Consider the following 13,565-nt stretch of genomic DNA (forward strand, 5'->3'; position numbering starts at 1 on the left):
GCAGGGCAAGCCTCCGCATAGCCCCTATGCACCATGTAGCTTGGATGAGCTGAAGAACAAGGGCTATGCCTACTGGGCCCTTGGGCATGTCCACCAATACGAGATCCTCGCGGAGGATCCGTGGATCGTGTTCCCTGGGAACCTGCAAGGTCTGCACGTCAACGAGCCCGGCGCGCGCGGCGCGGTCATCGTGCCAATCGATGATGGTGCCGTGGGCCGGCCCGAAAGACTGTGCGTGGACGTTCTGCGCTGGACTACGGTCGAGGTCGATGCCGCGGGGGCTGCAGGCATCGACCAAGTGGCGCCGTTGATTGGACAGGCGCTGCGAAAGACTGTCGGCGAAGCAGAAGGTCGATATGTCTGCTGCCGGGTAGTTCTGACCGGCCGCACTGCCGCACATGGCGAATTGTTCGCTCGCGGCCAGCAGTTGGCGGCCGAGGTCAAGGCACAAGCCATCGCGGCAGCACCGGACAAGCTCATCATCGAAAAGATCAAGGTTCAGACGCAGCCGATGCTGAGCCCCGAAATCGCGGCACGCGGCGACGCCGTGGCGGAGCTGCAAAAGATCTTCGACGGCGCACCGACGGACCAAGCTTTCCTGGAATCGCTCAGGAGCGATCTCGAGGTCTTGGTTGGCAAGTTACCGCCGGAACTCGCCGACCAGGATCTGCCGGCGGTCCAGTGCGTGAAGGAAGGGCGGCTTTTCGATCTGATTGCAACGGTGGCTCCTGGTGTGCTCGATCGCGTTTCACGGGAGAGCTAAGGATGCGCATCCGCCGGCTTGACCTGACTCGTTACGGCAAGTTCACCAACCAGTCGCTAGATCTGCCTCGCGGCGAGTCCGACTTTCATCTGATCTATGGCTCCAATGAGGCCGGCAAGTCCACAATCCGCAGTGCTGTTGTGGACCTGCTCTACGGGATCAACCGTACGTCACCGTTCAACTTCGTCCACGAATACTCCGAGATGTGTATCGGCGCATTGGTCGAGACCAACGGCGGGTCCTTGGATTTCCGGCGCCTGAAGCGCAACAAGGGTTCGCTGGTGGATCCGGGGGCAAGCCCTTGCCCGATAATGTCTTGGTGCCATTTCTGGGCGGGACCGATCAGGACTTCTTCTTGCGCATGTTTGCGCTAGACCACCAGAACATGGTCAGCGGGGGGCGCGACATATTGAACAGCTCCGGCGACCTGGGTCAGATGTTGTTCCAGGCCGCCGCAGGCCTCGGCAGTCTTCAGGCCATCAAGGAAAAGCTGGAGGCCGAAGCTGAAGGCCTCTGGGGCCCAAGAGCTAAGGAAAGTAGGGCGTATTACCAAGCGCTCGGCCGAATGGATGAAGCCAAGTCCCGGTTGCACGAGGTCCGCGTCACCAGTCTCAAATGGACGACGGCCCGGCGCGCATTGGACACCGCCGACGGCGAGCTAGCCGCAGCGGAAGGCCGGCGCGGGGAACTCCAGAGCTTGTGCAACCGGTTCGAGCGGGTGCAGCGCGTATCGCCCCTGCTGGCGCAGTTGCACGATGCCCAGAAGCGCATCGATGCCATGGGGCCGGTCATTCGGCTGCCCGTCGACGCTGCTGCGACGCTGGCCGCCACCGAGATCGTAATCCAGACGGCGGATGCCCAGGTGCAGATTCACCGGAAGACCGGCGAAGACGCCACGCGCGATCAGGCGAACTTCGCGCCGAACGCACCGATCGTGGCTCACGATGCCGAAATCCGGCGTCTGGCGGGGCTGGTCGCGAGCGTGCAGCTGGCAGAGCGCGACATCCCCAAGCGGGAAGGCGAAGTCACCGAACAGGAACAACTGCTCCTAGATGCGGCGGCCCAGGTCGGGTGGCGAAATATCGCACGAGAAGACGTACCTGGACGGCTTCCGAGCAAGCTCCTGCGCGCTGAGATTGAGGAGTTGCTTGCGCGCCATTCGAGCCTCAGGAATGCCATGGATCTGCGAGCCCACGACTTGACACAATCGCAGACGGTGCTGCAGGCGATTGACGAAGAGGAAGCGGCGCTCCCAGATGCTACTGAGTACCCCGCGTTGGCTGCTGCGCTGAAGCCGGCACAGTCCCTTAACCCTGATGAGCGCAACGATGAACTCGTCGGGGAGGTAGCTGCCGCAACACGCAAACTCAACGAGGCGCTATCGGATCTTGCGCCGTGGAGCGGCGATGCTGCGGCTCTTGCCTCAATGCGACTCCCTGAAATTGCCGAGATACAGCGACTGCTGGATACCCGCAAGCGACTCGAAGCAGAGTTAGACAAAGTGCAGCAGGGTATCGATGATCGGCAGCTCTCCCTGGCAGGACTGGACACCGAACTGATACAGGAGCGGCGCGATCACCGTATCGCGACGGCTAAAGAGTTGTCTATTGCGCGCCAGCAGCGTGATGCCACCTTCGGCCGGATCGTTGTCGGCGAGTTGACCCCTGCATCCCCGCGACAATGTACGGCAAAGAAGTGGAGGCAGCTGACGTCTTGGCCGATCGACGCTACGAGGACGCCGAAGACACGGCGAGGGTCCAGGCGCTTGCCAATCAGTCTGAGAAACTGCGCGCCGAGATCGATCGGCTCATGGAACAGGGCGGACGCTGTGCACGGCAGTTGGCAGACCTGCTAAGTGACTGGGAAGCCCGTGGCTCGGAGCTAGGTTTGGCCGAGATCTCACTGGACCGCGTCACCTCCTGGACACAGCAGCGCACCGTGGCCCTGACCGTCGCTAGTGAACTGGAGGTATCCCGCGGTCGCGCAGCGACGTTCCACACGCGCGGAGGATTGCGCGGCCGCCCTGCGCGCTGAGCTGGGGAAGACAGGCGCCTCGGTCCCACAGGCGAGCGACCTGCCCGGGCTGATTACCCTAGCGGCCGACGTCCTGAACGCCCAGGTACAGAACCGTACCCGCCGCGACTCTGTCGACAAACGACGGCGCGATAGCCGTGCCAAACATCTAGTTGCGCAGAGCGAGGCTCAGCGGACTCGAAAGGACATGGACGGTTGGAAACTGGAATGGGAAACGAAGCTTGCCGAAGCCAAACTTCCAGCTAGTTCCAGCCAGTGGCTGTATCGAAGGCCATGGATCTATTCCGCACGATGGACAGTCATCTGGAGAAGATCCGCGACCTGAAACAGGGACGTATCGGCCCGATGCGCCGCGACATCGGCCAGTTCGATGCCGGGTAGCAGCTCTAGTCGCAGCCTGCGCCACAGATCTCGTTCAAAAGTCATCTACAGACGCGGCCGTCGAACTGGCCGCAAGGCTCGCCAAAGCCCTAGCTGATGGCGCTGAACATGAGCGCTTGAGCGGTGCGATCGCGACTGCCAAATCCAGTTTAGAAGAATCCACTCGAAAGTGCGTCCTTGCACAAGCGAAGCTAAAGCCATTGTTCGATCAAGTGGCCGTGTTCGAAATTGAGGCCTTGCGCAAGGCTATTGAGAAATCTGACAGCGCTCTCGCGCTGGACCGGGAGGTGCACGAATACCGTTCGGCCGCGATCGCCGGTGGCGGCGGTATGGCGTTGGAAAATCTTGAAGAGGAGGTGGCCGGCGTTGATCTCGCACAACTGGAGACGCAGCTTGATACGGCCAAGCGTCAGTTCGCCGACGTCACCGAGGAGAGGGATGATCGCCTACAGCATCGCGCGTTGGCCCATGCCGATTATTCAAGGATCGCGGGTACTGACGAAGCTGCGAAGGCCGAAGCACGAAGGCAGGCGGCGCTGGCGAGATGGGCGCTGCGGCTGACGAGTACATCCGCGTCTGGGCCGGCTCCCGCTTGCTTAAGTGGGCGCTTGAGCGTTACCGCGAGGAAAAGCAGGGACCGCTGCTGGTCACCGCTAGCCAGTTCTTCTCGCACCTAACCAACGGCCATCATGCCAAGCTGCTCGTCGACCCGGGCGACACCCTGCGCCTAATTTCACGCAAGGCGGACGGCTCGAAGGTCGGCGTCGAGGGTATGAGTGACGGCACGAGCGACCAGCTTTACCTTGCGCTACGGCTCGCGGCGTTAGAGCTGCATATGGAAAGCGGCACGACGTTACCCGTCATTGCTGACGATCTCTTGATCAACTGCGACGACGAGCGGGCCGCGTCCAGCCTGAAGGCCTTTGCGCGTCTCGGGCAAAGACTCAGGTGCTCTACTTCACGCACCACAAGCACCTAATCGATATTGCCCGGCGCGCTTCGGATAACCGGGTCAACGTCGTCGAGATCGGATAACAGGCCAAAGGCGCCATCTTGAGACGGTGGCCATCCCGCGCGAGCCGGTGTCGTTTAGCAAGAGCGTCGATCCAAGGGTAAGCGCTCGGCCACTGCACCTGTTATCTGACGGAGTTGCTGTTGCACGCTCGCGTGGGATCACGACGAGGTGCAGCGATGGCGGCGAGCGAGGCGGCGCGGCGGTGGGCGGTGCATGTGCAGCGGTGGCGTGAGAGTGGTCTGACGCATGGTTTGGATGGGTGATTCTCTGCTTCAAAAGCGCGCATCAATCAACCGCTTTCCTCGACACGGATCCGCTCCTCGACCAGGCACTGCACGAATGCATCGCGCGCTGCGGCGTAGTCCAAGCTGGCAGGCCCGTGTTGGAGCGCGGCCTGATGCAGAACCCGAAGGATCTGATCCAGCCGGGTTCCCTCGATACCGATCACATCGAGGTAGGACCGCACCCGACATGGCGTGTGAACGATTCGTTCGACCATCGCAGGATCGTCCATGAACATCCGCAGCCGCTCGTCCCGGAGTATGAAGTCCGCCAGTGCTCCGAGTGCGGTGCGAGGCACCATGGGATCGCACGCCCAGCGGAAGCTTCTGCACCAGTCCGCGACTTCGGCGCGCGGCATCGGGCGCGAGAGAGCATACCCCTGACCCAGATCCGCGCCGAGAATCATCGCCGCTTCCACCAGGCCCGGAGTCTCCATCCCCTCCACGACGACCTTGACGCCGAGATCGTGTCCCAGCCGCGTCAACTGGTTCACGAAGCGCAGCGTCCGCAGCGGTTGCCGCGCGATCTGGCGCACCAGCGTCTGGTCGATCTTGACGCGATCAAAGGAAAGGTGGCGCAGCCGGCTCAACGTGCTGTAGCCCGAGCCCAGATCGTCCTCGGCAAGCTGGACGCCCAGCGCCTTGAGCGCCAGCAGGCCGGACTCGGCCTGCGGACTCTCTTCCAGCCACTCCGACTCGAGGATTTCGAGGACCAAGGTTTCGGCTGGACAGGGATATCGCTCCAGCGCCTCCCGGGTGATGCCCACATAGCGCCGGTCGAGCAGTGCGCGCGACGGGAGGTTGACGGCGATACCCAGCGGCAGCCCATCGGCGTCCCACTCCCGGCGCGCCGCGAGCGCCTGCGCCAGCCCCTGGCGATACAGGATCAGCAGGTCGTCCTCGCCGAATGCCGACAGGAAACGGGCCGGCAGGATCAGACCGTCGTCCTCGCGGATGCGGGCCAGCGCCTCGACCTCGACCGCCTGGCCCTGACGCAGATCGATCACCGGCTGGTAGTACATCACCAGGTCATCGGTCGCCAGCTTGGCGCGCCAGCGGTCACGCAGAAGGTAGGGGACCGCCTCGACACCCTCGAGCTTGGGCAGCAACCGCGCCAAGGCAAGATCCAGCAGGCTCTGCACGTGCAGCAGGAACGCCTGCTGACCCGCGCTGGAGAAGCCGCCCACGAACGGCGAGTACAGGGTCAGCACAGTTTCGGTGGTGCCCTGCGGCATGCGCAGCGGGAGGGCTGCATTGGACCGAATGCCCATGCCCAGCGCCACCTCGCGCCACGTGATCGTGACCGGATCGGTGGCATAGTTGAGCGTGCGCTGGATCTCGCCACTGCGCCAGGCACGGCCCATCGCCACGCCGCCCTCCACGCGATCGGCCTCGGCCCGAATATCCGGGGGCACGCCGCGCTCAACCGCTCGCAGATAGTCGACGAAGGCCTCGCTGCCGGCCACCGCCTCAAACTGAAACCGGCCACTTGCATCCGGTCGCCCGATCGCGCACCCGGCGACTTCGTCGAGGGTGAGCAGGGTATCGGCCACACGCTGGATCAGTTCGAGGTAGCGATCCGCTGACCAGGCGATGGTGCTGATGCGTACGAGAATGCCATCGCGGGCGAGCTGGGCCGCACGCGACCCTTCCAACTGCCACTGGTAATCGAGTGCGAGGCGTCGGTGCATGACCAGCAGCGTGCGTCGGTCGCGACGGGTCAGCGGCGCCAGTTGTTCATCGAGCTGTGCGCGCAAGAGCGCGACGCTCTCGGCAACCCAGGCGTCTTCGATGCCGGCCATGCCATGGATGCGGCCCGCGCGGGTTGCCGCCTGGCGATGGCCATCTTCGCTGAGCGCCGGATCGAGCAGCAGCGTCAGGTGCTCGCGCTGTTTGGCCTTCAGGTGCTCGAACTCCTGCGTGGTGAGCGCGTCCAGGATCTGCGCGGGTCCTGCGTGCTCAGCCAGACGGGCATAGAACGCATCGACGAAGGACTCGGCCCACTCGTGGTGGATGGACTGGATCGGCCCGAGCATGCGCTGTGCCAGCGGTCCATAGGGCAGCAATTCGCTGATGTCGACTTCGACGGGCGACAAGGCAGCCGGCGGCTGCTCAGACACGGGAAAGCTCCACCACTGTGCGCGGGGGGGCTTCTGCGACTTGATCCGATACAGGGCTTGATCGGCCAGGCGCAGCAAGTGACCCGTGTCGGCGCCCTCGTGCAGCGGATAGACCACGATGCCCAGGCTGGCGTGCAGACCCGTGGAGTAGGTGCCGATCACCATGGGCTCGGCCAAGCGCACCCGCATCCGCTCCAGCAGCGGCGTCAGATCGTCGAGGCTCGCGACGTCCTCGAGCACGACGACGAACTCGTCGCCGCCCAGACGGGCGACATAATCGTGGTCGCGCAGGGCGCCTTTCAGGCGCTTGGCCACGTCGATCAAAACCTGATCCCCGGCTTCGTGGCCGAAGCGATCATTGATCGGCTTGAAATCGTCGAGGTCGAGCATGCCGACCGCGAGCAGCAGGCGATGGCGCCGCGCGCGTGCCAGCGCGCCCTCCAGATGATGCTCCAGCGCGCGCCGGTTGGGCAGTTCGGTCAGCGGGTCGTGCAGCGCCAAGTGCTCCTGGCGCTCGTGCTCGAACACCAGTGCCTGCTGCTGATGGAACTGGCGCAGCGCAAGACCCGCCGCCTCGGCAATCTCACCGATGAGGACGCGAAGCTCCGCGGTGAAGGTATCGGGATCGCTTACAACAACCGCGAACACGGCCTCGGGCTCCGCATCCGGCGTGTCGAAGACGGGCCATGCGCCCACCGCGCCGACCCCCTCGAGCACCGCGCCGCGCCATTGCGCCGGAATGGACGCATCGCGCGCGGGATGCACCCGGATCACCGCGGTCCGCGCACTGAAGGCCAGGGTGACCGTGGCACTGGTCGTCCCCTGCGGCTGCTTGGGGGGCAGCGGCAAGACACGGGCCGCTTCAGCCAAAGGCCCCATCAGCATGACGCGACGCAGCGTCGGACCTGGATCGCCTGCGCTGAACACATCGACCGCATCGGCGCCGGCATGGCGCACCAGCGCCTCGGCCAACACCCGATAGATCGACAGCGGGTCGGGCTGCTTCAGCAGCGCGGCCTGGATCTCGCGCTGGGCAGCCTGATAGCGCACCAGCCGGTCCTGTCGATGGAGCAGATCCTGGTGGTTCCAGAAAGCAGCCAGCTCCCGCGCGAGACGCTGGGTCCAATCGAGCAGATCGGGGGTGAAGTGCTCCGTCTCCGACGCATAGACGGACAGCGCCACGTGTCCTCCGTCCTGCGTTCGTGCCGCGGCGACGATGCTGGAGCCAAGCCCGCAGCGCCGCGCCCGATCCGCCCAGGGCGCGAACAGCGGATCGCTAAACGCAGTGAGCAATGCCTCGCCCGTGCGCAGCGCCCGCCCCATCGGCCCTTGCCCTTCGGGTCGTGCGGGATCGGCGGTGAGGGCTAGCGTCGTGACGTAATCGCACGCCGGTCCCGCAACCCCGACGACCTGCACCCAGAGGGCCTCCGGTTCGAGCCGGCCGACCCATACCAGCGGCAGGCCCATGATGTCCGCCAGCGTCGAGGCGACCTGCCCCATCACATCCGATCGCTCACGCGGTGCGTCGGCGTGGAGCAGCGGCAGCGTTTCGGCCACGCTGCGGTAAAACTGGTCGCGCGTCTGCCGACCGGTCTCGGCGCGCTGGCGCTCGATGAAATGGCCAATCAATGCCGCGATCGATTCGGCCAGGCCGATCTCGTCCGCGGCAAACGGCGTCGCGCGTGCCCGGGTGTCGCTGAAGCTCAGGGAGCCGAAGACGGCGCCATCCACCACGATCGGCGTACCAATGTACGCCTCCAGCTGCAGCCCGCCATAGGCCGGATGGCTGCGCATCGGCTCGATCGCGTCGGTCCCGGCATGGGTCAGCGTCTGGCGCGAGGTGACGACCGCCGCGCACCAAGTATCGCCCAGTGGATAGCGATGGCCCGGCTGGATCTCGATCAACGGCGAGTGTCGGTCGAGCACCTCGTAATCGTCGCCCCGGATCCGGCCCACGATGCCGGTCGAAAGCCCGAGTACCCGACAGCCGACGTCCAGGCATGCGGCCATGAAGGCATCCCGATTGTCGAAGTGCTCCACCAGCAGGCGGTGCAGCGCCGACAGGCCCCCATGCAGCGCAGCATCAACAGGGATTGGGGGGCGAGGCATCCGTGGATACTCCCAGAAGTGATCGCACCATCAGGCGGCTTCAAGTCCAGAGTACAAAAATTCACCGGCGATCGCCCGAGCACATGCGCGAGCGCTTCGTTGCGCGCCGGGTATGGATACCGCCTCATGGAATCGGCGCGAGCATGCGATCGCATCGAGATCAGCGGTCAGTGCGCCAGAACGATCGATTCTCGTCGATCACATCCACTACGGCGTTGCCGCCGCCCACAGGCCTGACAACTGCTCCGCCTGCTCCAGCACGGTTTGCGTGGCCTTCTCCTGCATGTCGGGCGGGTAGCCGTACCGGCGCAGGATGCGTTTGACCAGCACGCGCAGGTTGGCGCGCACGGTCTCGCGCCGGGTCCAGTCGATGGTGACGTTGGCGCGCACGATCCTGACCAGCTCGCGGGCGATCAGGCGCAGGTTGTCGTCGCCGAGCACCTTGACCGCGCTGTCGTTGGTTTCCAGCGCGTCGTAGAAGGCGACCTCGTCCTCGGTCAGCCCCAGCTGCTCGCCGCGCTGGCCGGCGGCGCGCACGTCCTTGGCGATTTGAATCAGCTCCTCGATCACCCTGGCCGTCTCGATGGCGCGGTTGTGATAGCGGCGCAGGGTCTGTTCCAGCATCTCGGTGAACGACCGTCCCTGCACCACGTTGCGCCTGGCGCGGCTGCGGATCTCGCCCTTGATCAGCTTCTGCAGCAGCTCCACGGCCAGGTTGCGCTGCGGCATGTCGCGCACCTCGGCGAGGAAGTCGTCGGAGAGGATGGAGATATCCGGCTTCTTCAGCCCCGCCGCCGCGAAGATGTCGACGATCGCGTCCGTGGCCACGGCCTGGGAGACGATCTGGCGGATGGCGTGATCGAGATCGGCCTCGCTGCGGCGGTCTTCGTCGGGTTCGCGGTTGGCCAGCGCCGTGCGCACGGCCTGAAAGAACCCCACCTCGTCGCGCAGCGCCAAGGCGTCGGGATGCGGCACCGCCAGCGCGAAGGCCTTGGTCAGATCAGCGACCGCGCGCAGCAACCGCGGCTTGCCGTCCTTGAGCGCCAGAATGTGCTCCAGCGCGAACGGCAGCAGCGCCAATCGTTCCTGCCCGCTGGCCCTGGGATCGAGCCAGCGCCGGTAGTCGAAGCCATGGAACAGCCCGCGGCAGATCTCGACCTTCTCGCGCACCAGCGCGACGGCCTCGCTCTGGTCGATGGCGGTGCGGCCGGTGCCGCCGGCTTCGGTGTAGGTGGCCAGCGCCTGCTTCAGCTCGTCGGCCAGGCCGAGGTAATCGACCACCAGGCCGCCGGGCTTGTCCTTGAACACCCGGTTGACCCGCGCGATGGCCTGCATCAGGCCGTGGCCGCGCATCGGCTTGTCGATGTACAGCGTGGTCAGGCTGGGGCAGTCGAAGCCGGTCAGCCACATGTCGCGCACGATCACCAGCTTGAACGGGTCCGCGGGATCGCGGAAGCGCTCGGCCAGGTCCTCGCGGCGCGGCTTGTTGCGGATGTGCGGCTGCCAGTCCAGCGGATCGGAGGCCGCGCCGGTCATCACCACCTTGATCTCGCCCTGCGCGTCATCGTCGCTGGCCCAGCCGGGACGCAGCGCGGTGATGGCCTGGTACATCTCCACCGCGATGCGCCGGCTCATGCACACCAGCATCGCCTTGCCTTCCGGAAAGATTTCGCGGCGCTGCTCGAAGTGTGCGACCAGATCGCGGGCGATCGATTGCACCCGGCTGTCGGCGCCGACCACGGCCTCGAGCTGGGCCCAGCGCGACTTCAGTTGCTCGCGGCGCTCGATTTCCTCGCCTTCGGTCACCTCGTCGAAACCGGCGTCGAGCTGCGGGCGCTCGCTGTCTTTCAGCGCCAGCTTGGCCAGGCGGCTCTCGTAGTAGATCGGCACGGTGGCGCCGTCGGCCACCGCGCGCTCGATGTCGTAGATGCTGATGGTGTCGCCGAACACCGCGCGCGTGCTGGCGTCCGCCCGCTCGATGGGCGTGCCGGTGAAACCGATGAACGAGGCCTTGGGCAGCGCATCGCGCAGGTGGCGGGCAAAGCCGTCGATGAAGTCGTACTGGCTGCGGTGCGCCTCGTCGGCGATCACCACGATGTTGCGGCGCTCGCTCAGCACCGGGTGCGCCTCGCCCTTGGCGTCGGGCAGGAACTTCTGCAGCGTGGTGAACACCACGCCGCCGGCGTCCACATCCAGCAGCTTGCGCAACTGCGCGCGGCTTTCGGCCTGCACCGGCGGCTGGCGCAGCAGATCCTGGCAGCGGGCGAAGGTGCCGAACAGTTGCTGGTCGAGATCGTTGCGATCGGTCAGCAGCACCACGGTGGGGTTTTGCAGCGCCGGATGCAGGATCACGCGGCCGGCGTAAAACGCCATGGTCAGGCTCTTGCCGGAGCCTTGCGTGTGCCAGACCACGCCGATGCGGCGGTCGCCGCGCTCGCCGCCCGGTTGATGGCCCGCGCTGAAGCGCCCCGCGGCATCGGCCTGCTGGTTGAATTGCGCGGCGCGCAGGGTTTCCGACAGCGCCACGTTGACGGCATGGAACTGGTGATAGCCAGCGAGCTTCTTGACCGGCAAGCCGTCGCCGCGCTCGAACACGATGAAGTGGCGCAGCAGTTGCAGCAGGCGCTGTCGACTGCACACGCCGGCCAGCAGCACCTCGAGTTCGGTCTGCGTCGCCGGCGCATCCGCCTCGCCGCTGATGGTGCGCCAGGGTTTGAACCACTCGCGCCCCGCGCCCAGCGCACCCAGCCGGGCCTGCAAGCCGGTGGCGATCACCAGCACGGCATTGCTGGTGAACAGCGCGGGGATCTGCTTCTGGTAGGTCTGCAACTGGCGGAAGGCGTGATCCAGCGTGGCCTGCGCATCGGTGGGGTTCTTCAGCTCGATGACCACCAGCGGCAGGCCGTTGACGAACAGCACCACGTCGGCGCGGCGCTCGATGCGCTGCTCGACCACGGTGAACTGGTTGACCGCGAGGAAGTCGTTGCTGGCGGCAGCGTCGAAATCGATCACCCGCGCCTGTGCGCCGCGGATGCTGCCGTCCGCGCCGCGGTACTCCACGGTGACGCCGTCCACCAGCAGCCGGTGCATGGCGTGGTTGCGCTCGATCAGCGAGGGCGCATCGAGGCGCAGCAACTTGCGCAGCGCGTCCGCCAGCGCCTCGGCGGGGAGTTCGGGATTGAGCCGCGCCAGCGCATCACGCAGGCGGCCTTCCAGGATCACGTCGCGGTAGCCGGGATCGCTGCGCTCCGCCTCGGGCATGCCACAGGCAAGATCGGGGCCGTACTTCACCTGCCAGCCCAGGCCGCGCAGCCAGTGCAGCGCGATCTCCTCGACGTCGGCTTCGCTGAGGCCCCGGGTCATGGCGAGCGACCGCGAGTGCACGCGAAGCTACAGGGATCTCTGAAACGCCCTAGGTGTGGCGCGCATGCGTGCGACTTGTTCGATCTCTGCAGGCGGCACTCGGTGCGCTCCATCCTCTGATCTCCGCCTCAGCTCGTCTCAATGATGCCGCAGCCGGAGCCTCGCAGGCACACTCGTCCATCCGGCTGCTGCGAAGGTTTGCCCAAGACGCGCTTTCTGTTCGCGGACCATACCTGCTCCTTCAGGGTCAGGAGAGCATCACGAACCCCCTCCGCATGATTGCGACGATGCCCTGTCTTGAGCGCTTCAATCGTGCCCTTGAGGATCGGCAAGTTCTGCTTGTAGTCAGCAGTGCCCTCGACACCAAAGTAACGAAAATCGTCGCTCAACAGCACCTTGACCCGTGTGTAGCGCGGCGGCTTTCCGAGGTCGTGCTCAAGATGTCCGGCATCTGTGTGGAAAAGTGAACCACGTCGAAGGTGATAGCCCGAACCACGTCGTTCATAGATGCAATCACCCCGCGACCGGTACTCGTCTGTCCAGTATTCACCGTTCCGCACGACCTGCGTAACCAGCGCGATGTAGATCAGGCGGTTGTCAACGTGCAGTGAGTTGGCCGCAAAACCGAAGATCAGGTCGTTCTCGATTGCGCAAGACCGAATCATCGGCTTACAGATCGCCAGCGACAGCAAATCACTCGTGACGCAGGGCGCGCCACCGGAATCGACAGTCATCTTGTAGAAGTAGATGCTGGACATGTCACAAACCTATCGTCAGTTGTTGGTGCGCAAGAGCTCGGGATCCTGCTTGGAAATCCAGGAAAGGAAGCGCGGCGGATCGAGAAATCGTGGCAGGCGGGCGCTGCGCTGCAAGTATCCGTCTTTCACGGACAGGCCACCCCAGACACCCAACAGGTCGCGCCGAACGCGATAGGCTCCGTCACGCCATTCGCCGATCGGGAGGCAGCGCTGCAGCCGGCCCGAGCGGTCCGCTTGTCCGGTCACCACCAGATCGTCGGCGTTACCGGCCAAGATTCGCCGACTGTGTGCGTTGACGTCGCGTCGATCTAGCGGCAGAGTGCGCGCGTCGATCAACTGGTCGACACAGAGCAGCCCGATCAGCGCATAGATAAGGCGCCCCTCCGCGAGTACGTCACGCAGCGCTGCGTAGAACACGACCCAATCGTCGCGCTGTAAGTTCTGGCGGAGCTGCACAGCACGTTGCCCCTGGTCTCCGTAGGTCAGCTGCGCAAAGTCGGGGTCAAGGTGCATGTGTCGATCAGCAAGATGCGCGGGCAGTACGACGTTCCATGAGCTGAGAAGCGGCGTGATCGCTTGATAGGGCTTCTCGTAGCCAGCGTGGACTGGCTTCCCTTCGGGGATTGCCACATACACGAACTCGCCAGTATCACTGCGCATCGGGCCGTTCCATCGGCCCCCGCCCTCACTCAAGTCTGCGCCGACGCGAACAAGAAGGGCGTTCACTTCCGCATGCACAGA

6 protein-coding genes and 1 pseudogene are annotated in these 13,565 nt (G+C 65.0%); 3 read left to right on the plus strand and 4 right to left on the minus strand.

Features of this window, described 5'->3' with window-relative positions:
• From Mschef_RS17805 to Mschef_RS15370, 3 genes and pseudogenes are all read left to right on the plus strand, one after another.
• A partial coding sequence (locus tag Mschef_RS17805) for a metallophosphoesterase family protein (protein ID WP_242426569.1) occupies positions 1–763 on the plus strand: 763 nt, incomplete at its 5' end.
• A 2-nt stretch (positions 764–765) separates the two neighbouring features.
• Positions 766–2,618: pseudogene (locus Mschef_RS15360) on the plus strand (AAA family ATPase).
• A gap of 1,104 nt (positions 2,619–3,722) precedes the next feature.
• Positions 3,723–4,157, plus strand: coding sequence for an ATP-binding protein (locus Mschef_RS15370; RefSeq protein ID WP_081130111.1), 435 nt, complete (start codon positions 3,723–3,725; stop codon positions 4,155–4,157).
• A 325-nt stretch (positions 4,158–4,482) separates the two neighbouring features.
• Here the strand turns inward: Mschef_RS15370 and Mschef_RS15375 are convergent, their stop codons facing one another.
• The 4 genes from Mschef_RS15375 to Mschef_RS15390 all read right to left on the minus strand — a co-directional run bounded on the left by Mschef_RS15375 (position 4,483) and on the right by Mschef_RS15390 (position 13,562).
• Positions 4,483–8,703: an EAL domain-containing protein gene (locus Mschef_RS15375; protein WP_081130112.1), complete on the minus strand. Its 4,221-nt coding sequence runs from the start codon at positions 8,701–8,703 to the stop codon at positions 4,483–4,485.
• 207 nt (positions 8,704–8,910) lie between these two features.
• The gene (locus tag Mschef_RS15380; protein WP_081130113.1) at positions 8,911–12,066 is read right to left on the minus strand and encodes a type I restriction endonuclease subunit R; all 3,156 of its coding nucleotides are present in this window, start codon (positions 12,064–12,066) and stop codon (positions 8,911–8,913) included.
• A 128-nt stretch (positions 12,067–12,194) separates the two neighbouring features.
• On the minus strand, positions 12,195–12,824 hold the full coding sequence (locus tag Mschef_RS15385; protein ID WP_081130114.1) for an Nmad2 family putative nucleotide modification protein: 630 nt from the start codon (positions 12,822–12,824) through the stop codon (positions 12,195–12,197).
• A 15-nt stretch (positions 12,825–12,839) separates the two neighbouring features.
• On the minus strand, positions 12,840–13,562 hold the full coding sequence (locus Mschef_RS15390; protein ID WP_339325996.1) for an Nmad3 family putative nucleotide modification protein: 723 nt from the start codon (positions 13,560–13,562) through the stop codon (positions 12,840–12,842).
• Positions 13,563–13,565 lie beyond the last annotated feature (3 nt).

The sequence above is a fragment of the Metallibacterium scheffleri genome (assembly GCF_002077135.1).
GTDB lineage: Bacteria > Pseudomonadota > Gammaproteobacteria > Xanthomonadales > Rhodanobacteraceae > Metallibacterium > Metallibacterium scheffleri.